Here is a 20,771-nt window from a genome sequence, read left to right on the forward strand (position 1 = left end):
CGTGGCGGCGCCGCGACGGCCTGCCCAGTGCCCAGTGCTTTCCAATGGTGTTTTTTTGCTAACACTATATAATCGGCGCTTTGCGATCACCGACACAGGCGCCCATGTCAGCCGAGATGCAGTTTTCCAATAATTACAGGGATCTGAGCAACCAGTCCGGCGTCGACGCCGGCTTCCAGTTCGAATTCTATTGCCAGCGCTGCAGCGACCGCTGGCGCACCCATTACAAACCCTACCGCAGCGGCCAGGCTTCGGGCTGGCTGCAGAAGGGCGCGAGCATGTTCGGCGGGCTGCTCGGCAACGCCAGCAGCGTCCTCAACGGCATGGCCCAGGCCGGCTGGCATTCGGCGCGCGACGAGGCGTTCACCGAAGCGGTTGCGGCCGGCAAGGCCCACTTCGACCGCTGCGGCAATTGCCATAATTATGTGTGCGCGCCGTGCTTCGACCGCGCCAACGGCCTGTGCTTCAACTGCGCGCCGAACGTCAAGGTGGCGATCACCCAGGCGCGGGCCCGCGGCGAAGTGCAGGGCGCGTCGGAACGGGCGGACGTCGAGGGACGCGCCCGCGGCGCCAACCACGATGTGCGCGAGGAGATGCAGCTGGTCTGCCCGGAATGCCGCACCGAGACCCATGGGGCGAAATTCTGTCCGCAATGCGGCTACCGGATGGCGCAGCAGGTGCAGTGCACCGGCTGTTCGACGGCGCTGCAGCCGGGTACCAAGTTTTGTACGGAATGTGGGCAGCGTCAGCCGGGCACCTGAGCCTGGCCGGTATGCACCCGCGGCGGATGTGCGCCGCGGACTGTCCGGAGCCTTGTGGCCATTAGCCACAATGACGGGTTCGCCGGACTCCGGAGTCCACAGGCTTGCGCGTGCAACCCCAGCTCGGGATCGCTTGCACCGCGGCTGGTTCTCCAGCGTCACGGGTCGGTGCGCTCCAGAGCCGTGGACTCGGGAGTCCACCCTACGCAGGCCAGGCAGCGGGCCGCCTCCGGTCACGGTGCGCTTGCCGGCCCTAATGGATACATGCCGTATCGCTCTCTAGATCCCCTCGGGATAGGTCTCCGGCGGTTCGCCCGAATGCCAGCCGCTCGTCGCGTCGAGCGGAGTCAGGGCATTGGTGCGGTCGATATGGATGATGGCGTCGAACTGCTCGGCGAGCTGGGCGTTGAAGTAATGGCTCTGGCGTTCGGTGCGCGGCAGGTAGAGCACGCCGATTGCCCGTTCCAGGCGCTTTTCCAGCAGCAGGCGGCGCGCTGGACTTTCGTCGCGCAGGTTCAGGTAGAAGCGTGGCAGGCCGACAGCGTGCAGCAATTCCTCGTAGCTGCCCGGCATGCCGGGGCGCACGCGCTTGCGCTCGGCCGGGCCGTCCCATTCCGAGGCCGCCGTCACATGGCCGTCGTAGGTGGAAAAGCCGATCAGGCAGGTCTGGCCGGGGTAGGCCTTGCGCGCCAGCTCGCCCACATTCCATTCGCCGAGGGCGCCCATGTAGGTGGCGCGGGCGTCGCCTAGATGGGAGTTGTGTGCCCAGATGACGATCTTCGCGGGCGTGCCATCCTTCGAAAGGTGGCGCTCTAGCGCGCTCAGCGTTTCCGCCATGTGGCTGTCGCGCAGGTTCCAGGACGAGACCCGGCCGCGGAACATGGTGCGGTAGTATTCCTCGGCATTTTTCACGAGGCGCGCGTTCTGCTGGGCGTAGAAAAAGGCGTCCTCGCTCGAGGCGCCGTCGGCCTGCATGTAATCGAAGGCGCGTTGCTGGAGTTCCTGCAGCTGGGTCAGCACGCCTTGCTGGCAGGATTCGGACAGCCCGACGCCGGTGGCATAACCGTAGTGCTGGCTGTCTTCGTCGTAGTGGTCGAAGCAGGCGTAGCGGCGCCGCGCTTCCTCGGCGGCGACCGGATCGACGGCGTCGAGGTAGTTCAGCACTTCGCGTACCGAAGTGAACAGGCTGTACAGATCCAGTCCGTAGAAGCCGACTTTTGGGCCCGCCCGCACGCCCGCGTTGTGCGTGCGCAGCCAGTCGACGAAGTTGACGATATCCGTGTTCCGCCACATCCAGGCCGGAAAGCGCTCGAAGCCCGACAGCGCTCCATTGGCATCGAGATCCGCACTGGCGTCGCCGCCTTCGCCGCGCACATAGCGGTTGACGCGGTAGGCGTCGGGCCAGTCGGCCTCGACCGCCACCGCCGTAAAACCCTTTTCGCGGATCAGGCGCTGGGTGATGCGCGCACGTTCCTCGTAAAACTCGTGGGTGCCGTGCGTCGCTTCGCCGAGCAGCACGAAGCGGGCGTCGCCCACGAGCTTCATCAGGGCGTCGTAGTCGCCCGCGCCGCCATCGAGCGGCCGGGCGGCGGCCGCCAATGCGGCCGCGCTGATATCGACTGCGGCCGTCATGACATTCGAACCTGTCTCTGCAGGGAATGGGTCATTGCTGATGCGCCTGACAAGCGGGTGCTGCGTTGCTCGTCGCGTATTCGGTCAACTCGTGGTTTGCCATGCGGTCTCCTCGCGCCTTGCTCCCCCTTGTCATGCATCATCATCAACTTCCTCCTCCCTACAGAAACAGGTTCTCAGTGCAGGAACCGGCTGCCCGATTTCTCGCGCTGGGCCGCATCGTGCGGGATGGCGCCGCGTTCGATGTAGTGCTTCATGCGCGCCAGGTCGTCGTCCATCTGGCCTTTCGGGTCGGAACCGAACAGCGATGCGGCGGCGTGGCCGAGGGCGCCGGCCGGCGGCGAGTAGGACAGGCGCACGGTGACGCGGGTGCCGCCGCGGTAGGGCTCGAACTCGACCGAGCCGGAGTTCGGAATCTGCGCGCCCGGTTCGCTGCGCCAGGCCAGGCGGCGGTTCTTGGTCTGCTCGGTGAGCACCGAATCGAACTCGAACTGGCTGCCGGCCGGGCCTTGGACGACCCAGTGCGAGCGGCGATGGCCGATGTCGCGCACTTCGACCACGTGCGACATGAAGCGCGGGAAGTTTTCGTAGTTGTTCCACATCTCGTAGACCTCGGACGGCGAGGCATCGATGCGGATGGTTTTCTCGAGGTCGATGGGACGGGCGCGGCCGCCGAACAGACTGGACGCCAGGCCCGACGAGGACTCTCCGCCGCGCGCGGCCAGCGCCAGGCCGGCCAGGCCGACGGCAGCCGCCAGCGGCGAGCGCCGGAACAGGCCGATGAGGCCGAGCAGGCCGCCGCCGACCACGGCGGGATTGCGCAGCAGGGCCGACAGGTCGGAGCGGCTGTCGAGGTGAAGGGCGCCCATGGCGCTGCCTGCGGCGTCGCTGGCCATGCGGCTCAGGCGCGAAGCGGCGGCGCTGGCGCTGCTCGAGGCGGAGTCGATCATGCGCGAGGCGCTGTCGACGGTGTCGTCGTAGGCATGGCGCACGGCGCCGTTGGGACGGACGGCGTCGTAGGCGCGGTTGGCGCTGGTGCTGGCCTCGTCCATGTACCGGCCGGCGCGATTGCCGGCTTCGTCGAGGTATTTGCCGCCGGTCTTGCCGGCTTCCTCGAGCATGTCGCCGGCGGCGTCGCCCGCCTGGCGTGCGGCCAGGCCGATGCGTTCGCCAATGCCGTGCCAGGCATTGCCGAGCGCACTGCCGGTGCGCGAACCCGCGTTGCGGATCGCCGTGGTCGAGGTGGCGCGTCGTGCGCTGCCACGATCCGGGTCGAGCATGTACATCAGCAGGGCGCCCGCGGCGGCCCCGCCCAGCAGCTTGGCCAGATCGCTCGCTTCGATGCTGTTGTCGGTGGTGGTGGTATGCCTCATGTTTCGTCCTCTCTGTTGGGTTGTCGCAGTTGCTGCGGTTGCCGCAGTTGGATATCGGGCCGGCGATCCAGTTCGGCGCGCCAGGCCATTGTCAGCAATTCCTGCACTTCTTCGTCGCCCGTCTGGTCGAAGCAGTCGTACCACTGGCTGACCGCCCGGAAAAACGGCGGCGCGGCCAGGCAGACCAGCTCGTCGGCCAGCGGCGCCAGCGCCGCCAGCGTCTCGGGCGGCGCCACGGGCGCGGCCACGACGACATGCCGTGCGCCCTGGGAGCGCACGACCTCGACTGCGGCCTGCATCGTCGATCCGGTGGCAATGCCATCGTCGACGACCAGCACCGTGCGCCCGGCCAGGGGCGGCTGGGGGCGTCCGCCCCGGTAGAGGCGGGCGCGCCGTTCGATCTCGCTCAGCTCGCGCGCGGCAATCGCGTCGACCTGTTCCTGCGTTACACCCATCAGTCCTGGCACGCCGGGCTGGAGCACCCGCACGCCGCCGCTGCCGACGGCGCCGATCGCATACTCGGGCTGGTAGGGCAAACCCAGCTTGCGCACGAGCAGGACGTCGAGCGCGAGCTCGAGCGACATCGCCACGGCGAAGGCCACCGGGACGCCACCGCGCGGCAAGCCCAGCACGATCGTGTCGGGCTGGTGGGCGTAGGCGCCAAGCGCTTTCGCAAGCAGCTTGCCGGCCTGCGCGCGGTTCTTGAAACGGCGAACGTCGGCCATCGCGATCGATCCCGGCGCACCCGGCCTTGCGGCCTGGCGTGCGCCCTAGGCTAACCCGGCCTTCCGTGGCGCCCGGCGCCTTGCGGCCGCCTACTGGATCTCGATGCGCCGTGCCGCGCCGCCCTGTTTCTTAGGCAGCGTCAGGTGCAGCACACCGTTTTCCAGCGTGGCCTGCGCGGCGCCGTCGTCGACCTCGGACGGCAAGGTAAAACTGCGCATGAACTTCCGTGCTGAGCGTTCAGAATACACCACGTTTTCGCCCTCGCGCCGCTCGTTTGCCTTGCGGCATTCTCCTTCGATGCTGACGCGCTGGTGTTCGATGGCGACCTTCAGGTCGGCCTTCTCCACACCCGGCATCTCGGCCTCGATTTCATAAGCCTGCTCGGTTTCGCGCAGGTCGAGGCGCGGGATGCTGGCCCCGTCGTCGAGGCGGCGGCCGCTCGCGGCCAGGGGTGCGAAGAAATCGTCGAACATGCTTTCGACAAGGCGGCCGAACCCGTCCTCGACCGCGCCGGGCCGGTAGGCCGACAGGGGCATGTTGTTTCTCCTGACGAGATTCATGGTGAGCCTCCATTCTTCACAGGTTTTCACGATGAACGCGGCGTGCGCCACACCTGTTTTATAGGGCAGCGCGGAGGCAATTTCAAGGGTGTGGGGAGGCTGCATGCGGCCGCGTGCAGGCGCCCTTGCGCGCGGACAGAAGCGCTGCAACCGGCCGGAACCGGGGGGTGTTCCGGCGGTCGAACTGGAAGGATGCGATCAGCCGAGCTGGCGGCGGTGCAGGCGCAGGTGGTCTTCGACGAAGGTCAAGATGAAGTAGTAGCCGTGGTCGTAACCCGCGTGGCGGCGCAGGGTCAGCGGCTGGCCGGCGCCGGCGCAGGCGGCCTCGAAGGCCTCGGGGTTGAGCTGATCCGGCAGGAATTTGTCGGCCAGGCCCTGGTCGATCAGGATGCCTTGCGGGAAGCGCACCGGGCCTGAAGCCACGAGTTCAGTGGCGTCCCAGGCGCGCCAGCCCTCGCGTTCTGCGCCGAGGTAGCCGCCGAAAGCCTTTTCGCCCCAAGGGCAGCGGCTGGGGGCGGCGATCGGGGCAAAGGCCGAGACCGAACGGAACAGCTCGGGGTTGCGCAGCGCCAGCACCAGCGCGCCGTGCCCACCCATCGAGTGGCCGAAGATACCGCAGCGCTGCGCGTCGAGGCCGAATTCGCGCAGCACCAGTTCGCGCAGTTCCAGGATGTAGCTGTACATGCGGTAGTGGCGCGCCCATGGCTCCTCGGTCGCATCCAGGTAGAAGCCGGCGCCCGCGCCGAAGTCCCAGCTGTCGGTTTCGCCGGGGACGTTCGCGCCGCGCGGGCTGGTGTCGGGCATCACCAGCGCCAGGCCTTCCTCGGCCGCCACGCGCTGGGCGCCGCCCTTGATGGCGAAGGTCTCTTCGGTGCAGGTAAGGCCGGCGAGGTAGAACAGCACCGGCAAGCCCTTGCCTTCGAAGCCGGGCGGCAGGTAGACCGAAAAACGCATCGGCAGGCCGATGGCCTGCGACTCGTGTTGGTAGAAACGCTGGACGCCGCCGAAACAGGCGTGTTCGCTAAGGAGAGTTAACATGGTGGCTCCGGTTGGTCGCGCTGTGGTCGATGCTGCAAGTATGCCAGTTCGGCAAGCCTCGTGCCGGGCCGGGTACATGAAGCCGCGTGCTACACGATGCCGAAAGCGCCCAGCAGCGCGCCCGCGCCGAGCAGCCACAGCAGGTGCAGGCGGGTGCGCCAGACAAGCAGGCAGCTGGCCAGCGCCAGCAGCCACAGCGGCCAGTGCACGCCCTCGCCGCCGGTCGAGCTCGCCAGGATCCAGGCGGTCGACAGCAGCAGCGCGATCACGACCGGCGCCATGCCCTGCTTGAAGGCGCGTACGCCGCGCAGATGGCGGTTGCGGTGGCCCCATTGGGCGACCTGGTAGGTAAAAATGGTCGAGGGCAGCAGGATGCCGAACATCGTCGTCGCCACGCCGAGGAAGGCGGCCGCGACGCTGCCCGCGTTCATGCCCACCTTCCAGCCCATCAGCGCGACGAACAGCACGTTCGGCCCCGGCGCGGCCTGGGCCAGGGCGATCGATTCGTTGAACTGGGCCTGGGTCAGCCAGCCGTGCTGCTCGACCAGGAAGCGGTGCATCTCCGAGGTGGTCGAGATCGCCCCGCCGAGCGACATCAGCGACAGCAGCAGGTAATGGCCGAACAGGTTCAGCCAGTCGTGCCAGTCGAGGGTGATGTGGAGGGCGGTTGCGGTGGCGTTCATCGCAGGTTCCGGTAAGCGAGCACGCAGCCCAGGCTGCCCAGGCCGAGCAAGACGTAGAAGAGCGGGAATTTCAGGAGCGCGACCAGCACGAAGCCGGCGGCGCCGAGCGCCAGGCACCAGGGCAGGGGTGCCGGGCTGCGCTTCAGGGACGCCGCCATTTTCAGGCCGGCGGCCGCGATCAGCCCGCTTGATACCGCCGCCATGCCGCGCAGGGCGCCGGCCACGCGGGCGTTGTCGGCGAACTGGGCGTGCAGGATCGCCAGCAGCAGGATCAATACCAGCGGCACGGTCAGCATGCCGGCCAGCGCAGCGAGCGCGCCGCGCAGGCCGAAGTAGCGCGCACCGATCATCATCGACAGGTTGACGACGTTCGGCCCCGGCATGATCTGCGCAACGGCCCAGTCCTCGATGAATTCGTCCTGGGTCAGCCAGCGCTTGCGCTCGACCATCTCGCGCTGGACGACGGCCAGCACGCCGCCGAAGCCCTGCAAGGCCAGGACAGTGAAGGAGAGGAACAGGTCGAACAGGGAACTGGGGTGTGGATGTGCGGCGGGGGCTGGCGCGGTCATCCCACGATTATCGCCGCCGCCCGGCATCCTGTCACGCGGACGACTCAGCCGCCCCCGATCCCGCGCATGACGCGCCCGCTGCCGCCGCACTGCGGACACTGCTTGCCATCGGCCAGCTTGCCGCTGCCGGAGCAGGCTTCGCAAACGTCTTCGCCGGCGCCGGGCGTGCCGGGAGAGGCTTCGTCGCCGGGGTTCAGGTCGGGCTGGACAGGTTTGGCGGGTGTGGAATCGGTGCTCATGAACGCCTCGCAGGTGGTTGGACGACACGGCCATATTAGGCAAATCACCTGCCGGGTGGCGCGCTCTTGAGGAAGGCGTCTGTACAACTATTTAGTGTTTTCGATGGGAAGTTGACATTGACATCGAAGCGTATTGATGAATACTCGTTAAGGCAAAACATCAACCTGACAAACGAGGTCACGGATGAAACATCCCCACGTCGAGCGGACGACCCTGCAGCCCAGCATGATCGAGGCCCGTACCGATGCGCAGCAGCGCGTCATCGTCGATGCCGGCATTGCCGTGCAGGGCAGCAGCAATACCATGTCCGCCGTCGAGTACCTGCGAACCCGCGACATCCGGGCCCACGTGATCGAACGTGTCCTGCTCGAGCCGCACCGGCGCCGCTCGGGTAGCTGAAGCCGCGCTTGAGGCGGGCACGGTGAGGGCCCCCGAAAGTTTCCCTCACTCAGCTTTTTTCGATATCAAAGCGTCATGTTTGTTGCGCGTCGCGACCACCGCTTATACACATTAATTTCTTTTTTTTATCTTTCGTACGCTTCAGCTTGGCCTTGCACATGATCTAGCAAGTCATTGATTTTTCGTGAGTTCAAGCCTGCCCGTGGATTGGGCAAGTTGTTGAAAGCCGCATGCGGACGGCATTTCGCGCTGTCAAGCCCCGGCTTTTCCACAAAGTTATTCACAGACTTTGTGGATATCCGGAAAAGTTCTTTAGTTACGGCCACTTAGCGCAGGACGATCGCGTAATACGCGAACTGTACTCCACTCTCCTGTCCGCTTTTCACGACAAGCTCGACCTTAACGAGGCAAAATGCACTTGCGGAGGCTCACTGGACAAATGTACAGTGGCAGTGTTTCTACCCTGACACTCGTTGCTACTTCTTCATGTCCGCTGCCGCCGTTGCATCCGCTCCAGAATCCACCAAAGATTCCGCTCTCGAGTCTGCTATAGAGCCGGCGTCCGACGATCCTTTCGCCGCGCTCAACCCCGAGCAGCGCGCTGCGGTCGAGCACGACATCGGCGCGACGGCGACGCGCCCGCTGCTGGTGGTGGCCGGCGCCGGTTCCGGCAAGACGAACACGCTGGCGCACCGTGTCGCGCGCCTGATCATGCAGGGCGCCGATCCCCAGCGCATCCTGCTGCTGACCTTTTCGCGCCGCGCCGCCAACGAGATGACCCAGCGCGCCGGCAATGTCCTGCAGCGGGTCTTCAAAAGCGCTTCCATGAGTGGCGGGCGCGAGGTCGCCACCTTGCCCTGGGCCGGCACCTTCCACAGCATCGGCGCGCGCCTGCTGCGCGAGTACGCGGGCCGCATCGGCCTCGACGAATCCTTCACCATCCACGACCGCGGCGACTCCGAAGATCTGATGGGCCTGGTGCGCCACGAGATCGGCCTGACCCAGACCGCCAAGCGTTTTCCGCTGAAGGGCACCTGCCTGTCGATCTATTCGCGCGTGGTGAATGCGCGCGAGCCGCTCGACCAGGTCTTGCAGAGCACCTTTCCCTGGTGCTGCGAATGGGAAGCCGACCTGAAACGCCTGTTCGGCGCCTATGTCGACGCCAAGCAGGAGCAGAACGTGCTCGACTACGACGACCTGCTGCTGTTCTGGGCCGAGATGGCGTCCGACCCCGAGCTGGGGCCGGAGATCGGGGCGCTGTTCGACCACGTGCTGGTTGACGAATACCAGGATACCAACCGCTTGCAGGCGGCGATCGTCACCGGCATGAAGCCCGATGGCGCCGGCGTGATGGTGGTCGGCGACGACGCCCAGTCGATCTATTCCTTCCGCGGCGCGACGGTGCGCAACATTCTCGATTTCCCCTGCCAGTTCAGCCAGCCGGCGCGCACCATCACGCTCGACCGCAATTACCGCTCGACCCAGCCGATCCTGGACGCCTCCAACGCCGTGATCGCCGCCGCGCTCGAGCGCCACGCCAAGACGCTGTGGACGGACAAGGCGGCCAGCACGCTGCCGCAGCTGGTGCTCATCCCCGACGAGGCCGAGCAGGCGCGCTGGGTCTGCAACCGCATCCTCGAACACCGCGAAGCCGGCATCAAGCTCACCACCCAGGCCGTGCTGTTTCGCGCCGCCAGCCACAGTGCGGCGCTGGAGCTCGAACTCATGCGCCGGAATATCCCCTTCGTGAAATTTGGCGGCTTGAAGTTCCTGGAAGCCTCGCACATCAAGGACGTGCTGGCCGTGCTGCGCTTCGCCCAGAACCCGAATGGCCGCATGGCCGGTTTCAGGGTGTTGCAGCTGATTCCCGGCATCGGCCCGGCCACGGCCACGCGCCTGCTGGACGCGGTGGCCGAAGCACCCGAGGCCTGCGACGCGGTGGAGGCTTTCGCGGCGCCGGGCAAAAGTCAGGGCGACTGGCAGGATTTCGTGACCTTGTACCGCAGGTTGCGCACGCCTGGCCTGCGCTGGCCGGCCGACATTGAACTGGTGCGCGACTGGTACCTGCCGCACCTGGAGCGCCTGCACGACGACGCCACCGTGCGCGCAGCCGACGTCGCCCAGCTAGCCCAGCTGGCGGGCGGCCACGGCACACGCGAAAGTTTTCTCGCCGAGATCACGCTCGACCCACCGGAAGCGACCAGCGACCGCGCCGGCCCGCCTTTGCTGGACGAGGACTACCTGATCCTGTCGACCATCCATTCCTCGAAAGGGCAGGAATGGAAGTCGGTGCATGTGCTGAACGTGGTCGACGGCTGCATCCCGTCGGACATGAGCACCGGCAGCGCGGAAGACATCGAGGAAGAGCGGCGCCTCCTCTATGTGGCGATGACGCGCGCCAAGGAGCACCTGCACCTGGTGGTGCCGAACCGCTTCTTCATCAAGCAGCAGGCGCAGATGGGCGACCGCCACGTGTACGCGGCGCGCACGCGTTTCGTGACGCCCGCCATGCTCAAGCATTTCGAGGAGTGCGTCTGGATCACGGCCGACACGGCGCAATCGAAGAAACCGATGCCCGAGAGCGTGCGGATGCTGGTGCGCGACCGGGCACGCAATGCGTGGAAATGAGACCTGGAATGATCTGACAATGATGGCAAACCATGTCCGCCCGGATGACTTATCCCCTGTTGTAGGACATTGTAGGAATCTTCTGATGCTGAGTCCGTTCACGAAACCACATGGCGTGCAAGCCATTGATTTTTAAGGACAGAATTTCTGCCTGTAGAATGGGCATTTTGTTGAAACCCGCATCAATACTGCGCTTGCGGCTTGTCAAGAGGGCCTTGTCCACATAGTTATCCACATTTCTTGTGGATATCGGTGTAAGCTGAATGAAATCAATGGCTTAGGCGCGGGTGTTTGCGATTAATCAAACCCGCAACGAGCTTATGCAGATGGGGTGGGGTGAGCGAAATTGCAACACATTTCGCTCATGATGTTCAGCCCTATAGCTCAGCGGTAAGGCTCGAGCGTGCAAGCCGTCATGTCGCGCTGGCGCAGTTCCATTGGCCCATACCACTCCTCGACATACACGAAGCCGCCGCGCCGCCGTATCCAAGCCTGCATCGTCGCTTTGTTGATCACCGCCGCATGGGTGAAGCCGTCCGGCACATGCCCCTTCGGGTTCGGCAAGCGCAGCACGCGCAGGTCGTCGATTCGCGTACCCCGTTCGATCGGCCGCGCCACTTTCGGGATCTGCTTCTTGAAACCCGAAAAGCTGATGCCGTATTCGCTCACGAGCCGGTCGGCCGCGGGGCAGGCGGCCGAAGCGGGCAGAGCGAAGATGCTGGCTGCTATCAGGCCGAGTATCCGTCGCATGTGTGACTCCTTCATGACAGTGCAGATGTTTGTGCCGGCATGGCGAGGGGAGCTTACATGACGGTCGTCAGCGCTCTCCGACTTTGATCAGCTCGGTGAGCCGCGCCAGTTCCGCCAGAAAGCGCTCGCAGGCCAGCGCCGGCGGCCATGGCTCCCAAGGCGTGCCGCCGTAGGCGCCTGCCAGCGGATCGTCGCGCAGCACGGCGGCCCGGATCTTGAGCGTATCCCGCACTTCCTCGCGCGACCAGCCGGCCACGTGCACGGCTTCGCTGGCGGCGGCCAGGCGGTCGGCGCGCTTGTGACGGGCATGCTCGACCGGGGTCCAGGAAGGCAGGCCGTAGCGCAGGAACACCGCGTATTCGAGGCGCTTGGACAATTCGCGGAAACCTTCGCCGAGGAAGGGCTTGATCACCGAGAGCGCGTCGAAGCCGAGCAGGCCCTCCTCGGCGTCGTGCAGCAGCTCGCGCAGTTCAGTCAGGGGATCGATCCGCCCGCCCAGCGCCGCGCGCTGCAGCAGCATGACCGTGATCGAATGCTGGGCCACCGACAGCGGCAGCGGCCAGGCCGAATGCCCGCCCCAGCGGTAGGTGCGCGCCAGGCCGAGCGCCAGGTCGGCGTCGTCCCAGTCGAAGGGGGTCGGGTTGAGCAGGTCGAGGCGCTTGCCTGAAGGCATGCGCACCCAGGCGCGTTGCTGGGCCATCAGCGGCGGAGGGGTGTCGTGGTCATGGCGTCGATTCTACACAGGGCGGGCGGACGGACGCGTCCGTTGTGCCGGCACGTTCCCGGCCCGGCCGCATTGATCCATGCGAATATGGCGAAATGGAGGCGGCATACACTGGATCGGTTTGTTTTTTCCAGGAGGCGGCGTGGATGAGCTCGTGAAACGGTTCGAATGCGACGTGCTGGTCGTCGGCGGCGGCATCAACGGCGCGGCGATTGCCCGCGATGCGGCCGGACGCGGCCTGCGCGTCGTGCTGTGCGAAAAGGACGACCTGGCCCAGCACACCTCGTCGGCGTCGAGCAAGCTGATCCATGGTGGCCTGCGCTACCTCGAGCACTACGAGTTCGGCCTCGTGCGCAAGGCCCTGATCGAGCGCGAAACCCTGCTGCGCAGCGCGCCTCACATCATGCATCCGCTGCGCTTCGTGATGCCGCACATGGGGGGGAAAGGGAAGGGCGCGCGCCCGGCCTGGCTGATCCGCACCGGCCTATTCCTCTACGACCGCCTGGCGCGGCGCGAATTCCTGCCGGGTTCGGAGGCGATCGACCTGCGCGACCATGCGGCCGGCCTGCCCCTGCTGCCGCAGTTCACGCGCGGCTTCATGTATTCCGACGGCTGGGTCGACGATGCGCGCCTGGTCGTGCTCAACGCACTTGACGCCCACGAGCGCGGCGCCGTCGTCCTCACCCATGCCCGCTGCGCCGCCCTGCAGCGCCAGCCGGACGGCTGGAGCGCCACCCTGGACAGCCAGGGCGGGCACGGGCAGGCGCACATCCACATTCATGCACGCTGCCTGGTCAACGCCGCCGGACCCTGGGCCGCGCGCTTCCTGCAGGGCGCCACCAACGCTGGCGGCAGGCGCGCCCTGCGCCTGATCAAGGGCAGCCACATCGTCGTGCCGCGACTGTTCGAGCATCCGCACGCCTATATCTTCCAGCATGCGGACGGGCGCATCGTCTTCGCGCTGCCCTACGAGGGCGCCTTCACCCTGGTCGGCACCACCGACGTCGATTACCGCGGCGAACTCGACAAGGTGGCGATCAGCGCCGAGGAAACGCGCTACCTGTGCCAACTGGTGAACGGCTATTTCACGCGCCAGATCACGCCGGCCGACGTGCTGTGGAGCTATGCCGGCGTGCGTCCGCTGGTCGAGGACGAAGCGGCCAGTGCGGCGCAAGCCACGCGCGATTTCCGGCTCGAGCCGGACATGGCGGGTGCGCCCCTGCTGTCCGTCTTCGGCGGCAAGATCACCACCAGCCGCAAGCTGGCCGAGCAGGCCGTCGACTGGATCGGCGCCGCGCTCGGCCACGCCGCGCCCGCCTGGACGGCCGGCGCCTGCCTGCCGGGCGGCGACCTCTACGGCCCCGAACCGGGCAAGCGCGGCGTGCTCGAATTCGACGGCTGGCGCGCGCGCCAGGCGGGCCGCTATCCCTGGCTGCCGCCGGCGCTGCTGGCCCGCTACGCGCGCGCCTACGGCACCCGCATCCACACCCTGCTGGCGCGCCGTAATGGCATGGCCGACCTGGGTCTCGAGGTTCTGCCCGGCCTGTACGAGGCCGAGATCGACTACCTGACCACCCACGAATGGGCCAGGAGCAGCACCGACATCCTCTGGCGCCGCACCAAGCTGGGCCTGCACGTGGCGCCCGGCAGCGCGGCGCTGCTCGACGAATGGTTCGGCGCGCGCCAGGGCGTGCCGGCGCTCTGATTCACGAGTCAGCCGTAGCGGCGCAATTGCCGCTATCATCCTTCGTGGCACCCATGACAATAACCCGAAGGAGACCCATGAAACTCTACATCAGCAGCCACGCGCCGAACCCACGCCGGGTCGCCATGTTCATCCTGGAGAAGGGCATCACCGGCATCGAGACCGAGATGATCGACCTGATGGCCGGCGAACACCGCAGCAAACGCTTCATCGCCAAGAATCCGCTCGGCCGCGTGCCCGCGCTGGAATTCGACGACGGCCGCGTGCTGAGCGAGACGCGCGCGATCTGCACCTGGCTCGAAGGCCGCTATCCGGAGCCGAACCTGATGGGCGCCGACTACGAGGAGCGCGCCTTCATCGAGATGGCCGACCGCCGTATGGAACTGCACCTGCTGCTCGAAACGGCCAGCAGCGCGCGCCACACGCACCCGGCGCTGGCCGTGCTGGAGCAGCCCCAGTTCAAGGACTTCGGCGCGGCCCAGGCCGACAAGATGCGCATCACCGCGCGCTGGCTGGATCAGCTGCTGGCGCGCCAGGCCTATGTCGCCGGCGAGCGCTTCACGATCGCCGACATCACCGCTTTCTGCGCCCTTGAATTCGGCCGCGGCCTGCTGCGCTTCCGTCCGGGCGAGGAGGGCATGACCCATCTGCAGGCCTGGCGCGACCGGATTGCCGAGCGGCCGAGTGCGATCGGATCGAAATAAGCCTCGAAGTAGGGTGGGCGGCTCCACCACCAGCGAATGAACGAACCTACCGCACGCGCCACCCACGCGGTGATCCTTGGCGGCGAGATCGTCGGGTACGAAAGCGGAGCCGCTCCCGCCAATAAAAAAGGGCGGCAAGGCCGCCCTCCATCACACCGGATTCACCCCACCCTTCGATACCACGGCAAGGTTTCCGACAATGCCTGGTACACCCCCGCATGCGCATCGCCCGGCGCCAGCTCGCGGTCGATCGCCAGCACGCCGAAGCGCGCCAGGCTGTCGTGAAACAGGCGCAGCACGCGCTGGCGCAGCATCGGGCCGAAGTCGGCCAGGGCGCGGCAGCACAGGATGGCCTGGAACTCGTTGAACGAGGCGTCCGTCACCAGGTTGTAGCCGGCCCAGGTGATGCGGGCGCGCAGGCGCGGCAGCAGGACGGCGCGGCCATCGCGCAGCTCGAGGTAATCCGCCAGGTTGCCGCTGCCGCCGGCCTGCAGGTAGCGTTCCTGCAGCGCGGGCAGCGTGGCGGCGTCGATCGATGCTTCGCGCACCTCGGCCAGCAGTTCGTCGTTGGCTACCGTTGCGAAGATCTCGGTGCGCGCCAGCAGGCCTTCCTCATGCAGCAGGATGGCCAGCGTCCAGGCTTCGCCGATGCCGGCGCATTCGGCCAGCCAGACCCGCGGCACGGGGGCCGAACGCAGCGACTTTCCCAGCACTGCGCGTGCCTCCCTTGCCCAGGCCGGATCGTCGAAGAGGGCAGCCGGCTGGAGCGCCAGCGCGCGCAGCAGGTTCGATGCGGCGCCCGGTTCGTGCAGCACGCGTTCCTGCAGCGCGGAGAGCGTCTTCAGCTCGCGCGCGGCCATCGCGCCCAGCAGTTTTCGCCTGACCAGCGCGCGGTCGTAGTCGCGGAAATCGTAGCCGTGGCGCTGAAACAAGGCTTCCAGCAACAGGTCGATCTCCAGCTCCTCGACGGCGAGCGAAGGGTGTGCCAACTGAGCGAAGGCGGCAAAGGCGGTCAATGCAGCCACACTCGCATCAGCGACAGCAGCTGCGCCACATCGACCGGCTTGGTGATGTAGTCGGAAGCGCCGGCGGCGATGCACTTGTCGCGGTCGCCCTTCATCGCTTTCGCGGTCAGGGTGATGATCGGCAGCGACTTGAACTTCGGAATGCGGCGGATCGCCCGCATCGTGTCGTAGCCGTCCATCTCCGGCATCATGATGTCCATCAGGACGATCTCGATGCTCGGATCCTTCTCCAGCACCTCGATGCCGTCGCGGCCGTTCTCGGCGAAGAGCACTTGCATCTGCTGGCGCTCCAGCAGCGAGGACAGGGCGAAGATGTTGCGCAGGTCGTCGTCGACGATCAGCACTTTACGCCCGGCCAGGCCGCCGTCGGCCGCGTGGATTTCCTCCAGCATCCTGCGCTGCAGTTCCGGCAGCGAGGCGTGCGAACGGTGCAGGAACAGCGCCGTTTCGTCGAGCAGGCGCTCCGGCGAACGGGCGTCCTTGATGACGATGGTCTTGGCGTACTTCTTGAGCTTCGTGACTTCCTTGCGCGAGAGTTCCTGCGCGGTGTAGATCACGATCGGCAGGTCGCGCAGGGCCGGCTTCTTGCCGATTGCGTCGAGCAGGTCGAAGCCCGAGATGTCCGGCAGCGTCAGGTCGAGCACCATGCAGTCGAAATGCTGCGACTCCAGCGCTTCCATCGCGGCGGCGCCCGTTTCGACGGTCACCATGTGCAGGTCGCTGTCGCCGATCAGGGCCACGATCGACTCGCGCTGGGCCATGTCGTCTTCCACCACCAGCAGGCTACGCTTGCCGCCCACCAGGAATTTCTGGATGCGGGTGAACTCTTCGCTCAGCGCCTCGCGGTCGACCGGTTTGCTGATGAAGGAAATCGCGCCCTGGCGCAGCGCACGTTCGCGCTCGCGCAGCGCCGAAACCACGTGCACCGGGATGTGGCGGGTGCTCGGGTCGCGCTTGAGGCGGTCGAGCACCGTGAAGCCGTCGATGTCCGGCAGGTCGATGTCGAGCAGGATCGCCGAGGGCAGGTAGTCGCGCGCGAGGGACAGGGCCGAGTCGCCGCGGTGGGTGACGATGCCCTTGAAGTTCTTCTCGCGCGCGAATTCCAGCACCGTCTTGGCGAAGCGGTCGTCGTCCTCGACGATCAGCACCGACGGGTCGCCCGGGGCGATCAGGCCGCGGTCGTCCAGCATCGAGGCGTATTCGACCAGATTGCTGTTGGTCGGCGCCTGTACTTCGATGGTCGCCACGCTGCCGTTCTCGGTTGCGTCGGGCAGGGCATACACAACTGGTGCCGAGGAAGACGCCGGCGCGGCGCTCGGCGCCAGCAGGCGCGCAGGCTGCGGCTGGCGCGTCGCTTCGTAGTTGATGAAGCCGGCGCGGTTGTACGGCAGGTACAGGGTGAAGGTCGAACCGACGTTGACGGTCGATTCGACGCGAATCTCGCCGCCTAGCAGGCGCGCCAGTTCGCGTGAAATCGACAGGCCCAGGCCCGTGCCGCCGTACTTGCGGGCGGTCGAACCGTCGGCCTGCTGGAAGGCTTCGAAGATCAGCTGCAGCTTGTCGGACGGGATGCCGACGCCGCTGTCGCTGACCGAGAAGGCCAGCACCGCGTCCGCATGCAGCAGGTGCGGGTGATCCGCCGTCCAGCCGCTGGTGACGAGGCTGATGTTGAGCGCGACCTGGCCGTGGCTGGTGAACTTGAACGCGTTCGACAGCAGGTTCTTGAGCACCTGCTGCAGACGCGTGGTGTCGGTCATCACCGCGGTCGGCAGGTTTTCCGCGAGATCGACGGTGAAGCCGAGATGCTTGGCTTCGGCCATGTGGCGGAAGGTGCGGTCGACGTAGTTGCGCAGGTTGGCGAAGCGGTATTCCGACACGTCCAGCGTGACGGTACCGGACTCGATCTTCGACAGGTCGAGAATGTCGTTAATCAGGGTCAGCAGGTCGGAACCGGAGCCGTGGATGGTCTTCGCGAATTCGACCTGTTTACCGGACAGGTTGCCTTCCGGGTTATCGGAGAGCTGCTGCGCCAGGATCAGGAGCGAGTTCAATGGCGTACGCAGTTCGTGCGACATGTTAGCCAGGAACTCGGACTTGTATTTGGAGGACAGCGCCAGCTGGGTCGCCTTTTCTTCCAGCGCCAGCTTGGCCTGCTCCACCTCGCGGTTCTTGCGTTCCACCTCGATGTTCTGCTCGGACAGCAGGCGCGCCTTTTCGGCCAGTTCCTGGTTGGTCTGCTGCAGTTCCTGCGCCAGCGATTGCGACTGGGTCAGCAGCGATTCGGTACGGCTGTTCGCCTCGATCGTGTTCAGGACGACGCCGATCGATTCCATCAGCTGGTCGAGGAAGGACAGGTGGGTTTCCGTGAAGCGATCCAGCGATGCGATCTCGATGACCGCCTTGACCTGCTGTTCGAACAGGATCGGCAGCACGACGATGTTGTTCGGCGGCGCCGAACCCAGGCCCGAGGACACGACGATGTAATCGCGCGGCACGTCGGTCAGCCAGATGCGGGTTTTTTCGAGTGCGCACTGGCCCACCAGGCCTTCGCCCGGCGAGAACGAGGTCGGCAGCTTGCGGCTGGAACGATAGCCGTAGGAGGCGATCATGCGCAGGCGTGCATCGGCTTCCTGCGAGTCCATCATGTAGAACACGCCGTGGTGCGCCGACACCAGCGGCGCCAGCTCGGACAGGATCAGTTTCGTCACCGCGCCCAGGTCGCGCTGGCCCTGCAGGAGGCGCGTGAAGCGGGCGAGGTTGGTCTTGAGCCAATCCTGCTGCGCGTTCTTCTGCGTGGTCTCCTTCAGGTTACGGATCATCTCGTTGATGTTGTCCTTCAGGTAGGACACCTCGCCGCGCGCTTCGACCTGAATCGAACGCGAGAGGTCACCACGGGTCACCGCCGTTGCCACTTCACCGATCGCGCGCATCTGGTTGGTCAGGTTTGCCGCCAGCTGGTTGACGTTCTCGGTCAAGTCCTTCCAGGTACCGGCCACGCCGGACACGTTCGCCTGGCCGCCCAGCTTACCTTCCGTACCCACCTCACGGGCGACGCGGGTCACCTCGGATGCGAACGAGGACAACTGGTCGACCATGACGTTGATCGTGTCCTTCAGTTCGAGAATCTCGCCCTTCACGTCCACGGTAATTTTCTTCGACAAGTCGCCACGCGCCACCGCGGTCGTCACCGCCGCGATGTTACGCACCTGGCCCGTCAGGTTCGAGGCCATGAAGTTCACGTTGTCGGTCAAGTCCTTCCAGGTACCGCCCACGCCCGGCACGTAGGCCTGGCCGCCCAGCTTACCTTCGGTGCCCACCTCACGGGCGACTCGCGTCACCTCGGATGCGAAGGAGGACAACTGGTCGACCATGACGTTAATCGTGTTCTTCAGTTCGAGAATCTCGCCCTTGACGTCCACGGTAATTTTCTTGGACAGGTCGCCGTTTGCAACGGCGGTGGTCACGTCCGCAATGTTACGCACCTGGCCGGTCAGGTTACCCGCCATCGAGTTCACGCCGTCGGTCAAGTCTTTCCAGGTACCTGCAACGCCAGGCACGTTTGCCTGGCCGCCCAGTCGGCCCTCGGTACCCACTTCCCGTGCGACTCGGGTCACTTCGGATGCGAAGGAGTTCAGCTGGTCGACCATGACGTTGATGGTATTCTTCAGCTCGAGAATCTCGCCCTTCACGTCCACCGTAATCTTCTTGGACAAGTCGCCGTTTGCCACGGCGGTGGTCACGTCCGCAATGTTACGCACCTGGCCCGTCAGGTTACCCGCCATCGAGTTCACCGAGTCGGTCAAGTCTTTCCAGGTACCCGCGACACCCTTCACCTGCGCCTGGCCGCCCAGCTTGCCCTCGGTACCCACCTCACGGGCGACTCGCGTCACCTCGGATGCGAAGGAGGACAGCTGGTCCACCATAACGTTAATCGTGTTCTTCAGTTCGAGAATCTCGCCCTTGACGTCCACGGTAATTTTCTTCGACAAGTCGCCGTTCGCCACCGCGGTCGTCACCGCCGCGATGTTACGCACCTGGCCCGTCAGGTTCGAGGCCATGAAGTTCACGTTGTCGGTCAAGTCCTTCCAGGTGCCGCCCACGCCCGGCACATAGGCCTGGCCGCCCAGCTTGCCCTCGGTACCCACCTCACGCGCCACGCGCGTCACCTCGGATGCGAAGGAGCGCAGCTGATCCACCATGACGTTGATGGTGTCTTTCAGCTGCAGGATCTCGCCGCGCACGTCGACGGTAATTTTCTTCGACAAGTCGCCGTTCGCCACGGCGGTGGTCACTTCCGCAATGTTACGCACCTGGGACGTCAGGTTACCCGCCATCGAGTTCACCGAGTCGGTCAAGTCCTTCCAGGTACCCGCGACGCCCTTCACCTGCGCCTGGCCGCCCAGCTTGCCCTCGGTACCGACTTCGCGCGCCACGCGCGTCACCTCGGAAGAGAAGGAGGAAAGCTGTTCCACCATCGTGTTCGCGGTGGTTGCCGCACGCAGGTACTGGCCCTTCAGCGGGTGGCCGTCGACTTCGAGCGCCATGGTCTGCGACAGGTCGCCCTTTGCCACGGCGCCGATGACGCGCGCCATTTCGGTGGTCGGGCGCACCAGGTCGTCGATCAGGGTGTTGACCGAGCTGATGATGGTGCTCCAGCCGCCGACCACGCCCGGCACGTCAGCGCGCTGGGTCAGGTGGCCTTCGCGGCCGACGACGCGCGACACTTCGGTCACGGCTTCGACCATCTTCGATTTGGTTTCGATGATGTCGTTCAGGGTGTCGGCGATCTTGCCCGACACGCCAGTCCAGTCAGAAGGCATGCGTACCGAAAAGTCACCCTTTTTCAGGGCCATCAGCGTTGCCAGCAGGAGCTTGACGTCCAGCTGTTCGGCCATGTCGGTCATTGTGTTCATCGACGTTCTATCCTTGTTTTGGAAAATGGGTACGGCGTTCTTGTCGTCGCGGCGGCCTATCGGCTTCGCGTTGGGGAAACTGTTAAAAGGCAATAGGCGGAAAGGTGAAACGATACTCTTGTGCGAGATCAAGTCAAGCTCTGCAACAAGAATAAATATTTCCTACTGGAATGTTAAATCGCCAGCGCAGGAGGGTAGCGGAAAATCGATTTCTTTAGCGCACGATTGCTCTTGTGATTTTTAGTGCACGTTGCATAATTACTACAAAAATACCGGGACAAACTCGCGCTATCGTTGTTAAAATTTCTAGTACGCACTCTTTATGTGCCGCATGCAAATTG

17 protein-coding genes are annotated in these 20,771 nt (G+C 65.5%); 5 read left to right on the forward strand and 12 right to left on the reverse strand.

Annotated elements, in window-relative coordinates; all coding sequences use genetic code 11:
* The first annotated feature begins 104 nt into the window (after nucleotides 1–104).
* Entirely contained in the window at nucleotides 105–761 is a 657-nt protein-coding gene (locus ASF77_RS03180) for a zinc ribbon domain-containing protein (RefSeq protein WP_056334252.1), read from the forward strand.
* Nucleotides 762–1,040: 279 nt separating this feature from the next.
* Here the strand turns inward: ASF77_RS03180 and ASF77_RS03185 are convergent, their stop codons facing one another.
* From ASF77_RS03185 to ASF77_RS03220, 8 genes are all read right to left on the reverse strand, one after another.
* Nucleotides 1,041–2,393: an erythromycin esterase family protein gene (locus ASF77_RS03185; protein WP_056334255.1), complete on the reverse strand. Its 1,353-nt coding sequence runs from the start codon at nucleotides 2,391–2,393 to the stop codon at nucleotides 1,041–1,043.
* A gap of 176 nt (nucleotides 2,394–2,569) precedes the next feature.
* The gene (locus ASF77_RS03190; protein WP_056334258.1) at nucleotides 2,570–3,766 is read right to left on the reverse strand and encodes an SRPBCC family protein; all 1,197 of its coding nucleotides are present in this window, start codon (nucleotides 3,764–3,766) and stop codon (nucleotides 2,570–2,572) included.
* Nucleotides 3,763–4,491 (reverse strand): phosphoribosyltransferase, encoded by a 729-nt coding sequence (locus tag ASF77_RS03195; protein ID WP_082493523.1) that lies wholly within the window; start codon nucleotides 4,489–4,491, stop codon nucleotides 3,763–3,765. Before ASF77_RS03195 ends, ASF77_RS03190 begins: the two co-directional genes overlap by 4 nt.
* 90 nt (nucleotides 4,492–4,581) lie before the next feature.
* Nucleotides 4,582–5,157, reverse strand: a complete 576-nt coding sequence (locus ASF77_RS03200) for an Hsp20/alpha crystallin family protein (RefSeq protein ID WP_082493524.1) — start codon at nucleotides 5,155–5,157, stop codon at nucleotides 4,582–4,584.
* Between the two features lie 93 nt (nucleotides 5,158–5,250).
* On the reverse strand, nucleotides 5,251–6,090 hold the full coding sequence (fghA, locus tag ASF77_RS03205) for an S-formylglutathione hydrolase (protein WP_056334265.1): 840 nt from the start codon (nucleotides 6,088–6,090) through the stop codon (nucleotides 5,251–5,253).
* An 89-nt stretch (nucleotides 6,091–6,179) separates the two neighbouring features.
* Nucleotides 6,180–6,773 (reverse strand): chromate transporter, encoded by a 594-nt coding sequence (locus tag ASF77_RS03210; RefSeq protein ID WP_056334269.1) that lies wholly within the window; start codon nucleotides 6,771–6,773, stop codon nucleotides 6,180–6,182.
* On the reverse strand, nucleotides 6,770–7,342 hold the full coding sequence (locus ASF77_RS03215) for a chromate transporter (protein ID WP_056334272.1): 573 nt from the start codon (nucleotides 7,340–7,342) through the stop codon (nucleotides 6,770–6,772). Before ASF77_RS03215 ends, ASF77_RS03210 begins: the two co-directional genes overlap by 4 nt.
* Before the next feature lie 44 nt (nucleotides 7,343–7,386).
* Nucleotides 7,387–7,581: a hypothetical protein gene (locus ASF77_RS03220; protein ID WP_056334274.1), complete on the reverse strand. Its 195-nt coding sequence runs from the start codon at nucleotides 7,579–7,581 to the stop codon at nucleotides 7,387–7,389.
* 184 nt (nucleotides 7,582–7,765) lie between these two features.
* On the opposite strand from ASF77_RS03220, the gene ASF77_RS03225 reads away from it, so the two are divergent.
* Nucleotides 7,766–7,981, forward strand: a complete 216-nt coding sequence (locus ASF77_RS03225) for a hypothetical protein (protein WP_056334277.1) — start codon at nucleotides 7,766–7,768, stop codon at nucleotides 7,979–7,981.
* Nucleotides 7,982–8,467: 486 nt separating this feature from the next.
* A complete protein-coding gene (locus ASF77_RS03230) occupies nucleotides 8,468–10,609 on the forward strand; it encodes an ATP-dependent helicase (RefSeq protein ID WP_056334280.1) in 2,142 nt (713 codons plus the stop codon).
* A 384-nt stretch (nucleotides 10,610–10,993) separates the two neighbouring features.
* On the opposite strand, the gene ASF77_RS03235 is transcribed toward ASF77_RS03230, so the two are convergent.
* Nucleotides 10,994–11,359, reverse strand: coding sequence for a hypothetical protein (locus ASF77_RS03235; RefSeq protein ID WP_156648709.1), 366 nt, complete (start codon nucleotides 11,357–11,359; stop codon nucleotides 10,994–10,996).
* A 67-nt stretch (nucleotides 11,360–11,426) separates the two neighbouring features.
* A complete protein-coding gene (locus tag ASF77_RS03240) occupies nucleotides 11,427–12,059 on the reverse strand; it encodes a hypothetical protein (RefSeq protein WP_056334285.1) in 633 nt (210 codons plus the stop codon).
* A gap of 178 nt (nucleotides 12,060–12,237) precedes the next feature.
* On the opposite strand from ASF77_RS03240, the gene glpD reads away from it, so the two are divergent.
* The gene (glpD, locus tag ASF77_RS03245) at nucleotides 12,238–13,788 is read left to right on the forward strand and encodes a glycerol-3-phosphate dehydrogenase (RefSeq protein WP_229445212.1); all 1,551 of its coding nucleotides are present in this window, start codon (nucleotides 12,238–12,240) and stop codon (nucleotides 13,786–13,788) included.
* A 77-nt stretch (nucleotides 13,789–13,865) separates the two neighbouring features.
* Nucleotides 13,866–14,492: a glutathione S-transferase family protein gene (locus ASF77_RS03250; RefSeq protein WP_056334291.1), complete on the forward strand. Its 627-nt coding sequence runs from the start codon at nucleotides 13,866–13,868 to the stop codon at nucleotides 14,490–14,492.
* 161 nt (nucleotides 14,493–14,653) lie between these two features.
* Here the strand turns inward: ASF77_RS03250 and ASF77_RS03255 are convergent, their stop codons facing one another.
* The gene (locus ASF77_RS03255) at nucleotides 14,654–15,517 is read right to left on the reverse strand and encodes a CheR family methyltransferase (protein ID WP_229445213.1); all 864 of its coding nucleotides are present in this window, start codon (nucleotides 15,515–15,517) and stop codon (nucleotides 14,654–14,656) included.
* Nucleotides 15,505–20,430: a HAMP domain-containing protein gene (locus tag ASF77_RS03260; RefSeq protein ID WP_056334294.1), complete on the reverse strand. Its 4,926-nt coding sequence runs from the start codon at nucleotides 20,428–20,430 to the stop codon at nucleotides 15,505–15,507. Before ASF77_RS03260 ends, ASF77_RS03255 begins: the two co-directional genes overlap by 13 nt.
* Nucleotides 20,431–20,771: the final 341 nt, after the last annotated feature.

Source organism: Massilia sp. Leaf139 (assembly GCF_001424165.1).
GTDB lineage: Bacteria > Pseudomonadota > Gammaproteobacteria > Burkholderiales > Burkholderiaceae_D > Telluria.

Excerpts from the sequence above, each read along its gene's own strand:
- ASF77_RS03180 (WP_056334252.1), top strand. The coding sequence starts at position 105 with ATGTCAGCCGAGATGCAGTTTTCCAATAATTACAGGGATCTGAGCAAC.
- ASF77_RS03185 (WP_056334255.1), bottom strand. The coding sequence starts at position 2,393 with ATGACGGCCGCAGTCGATATCAGCGCGGCCGCATTGGCGGCCGCCGCC.
- ASF77_RS03190 (WP_056334258.1), bottom strand. The coding sequence starts at position 3,766 with ATGAGGCATACCACCACCACCGACAACAGCATCGAAGCGAGCGATCTG.
- ASF77_RS03195 (WP_082493523.1), bottom strand. The coding sequence starts at position 4,491 with ATGGCCGACGTTCGCCGTTTCAAGAACCGCGCGCAGGCCGGCAAGCTG.
- ASF77_RS03200 (WP_082493524.1), bottom strand. The coding sequence starts at position 5,157 with ATGCAGCCTCCCCACACCCTTGAAATTGCCTCCGCGCTGCCCTATAAA.
- fghA (WP_056334265.1), bottom strand. The coding sequence starts at position 6,090 with ATGTTAACTCTCCTTAGCGAACACGCCTGTTTCGGCGGCGTCCAGCGT.
- ASF77_RS03210 (WP_056334269.1), bottom strand. The coding sequence starts at position 6,773 with ATGAACGCCACCGCAACCGCCCTCCACATCACCCTCGACTGGCACGAC.
- ASF77_RS03215 (WP_056334272.1), bottom strand. The coding sequence starts at position 7,342 with ATGACCGCGCCAGCCCCCGCCGCACATCCACACCCCAGTTCCCTGTTC.
- ASF77_RS03220 (WP_056334274.1), bottom strand. The coding sequence starts at position 7,581 with ATGAGCACCGATTCCACACCCGCCAAACCTGTCCAGCCCGACCTGAAC.
- ASF77_RS03225 (WP_056334277.1), top strand. The coding sequence starts at position 7,766 with ATGAAACATCCCCACGTCGAGCGGACGACCCTGCAGCCCAGCATGATC.
- ASF77_RS03230 (WP_056334280.1), top strand. The coding sequence starts at position 8,468 with ATGTCCGCTGCCGCCGTTGCATCCGCTCCAGAATCCACCAAAGATTCC.
- ASF77_RS03235 (WP_156648709.1), bottom strand. The coding sequence starts at position 11,359 with ATGCGACGGATACTCGGCCTGATAGCAGCCAGCATCTTCGCTCTGCCC.
- ASF77_RS03240 (WP_056334285.1), bottom strand. The coding sequence starts at position 12,059 with ATGGCCCAGCAACGCGCCTGGGTGCGCATGCCTTCAGGCAAGCGCCTC.
- ASF77_RS03250 (WP_056334291.1), top strand. The coding sequence starts at position 13,866 with ATGAAACTCTACATCAGCAGCCACGCGCCGAACCCACGCCGGGTCGCC.
- ASF77_RS03260 (WP_056334294.1), bottom strand. The coding sequence starts at position 20,430 with ATGAACACAATGACCGACATGGCCGAACAGCTGGACGTCAAGCTCCTG.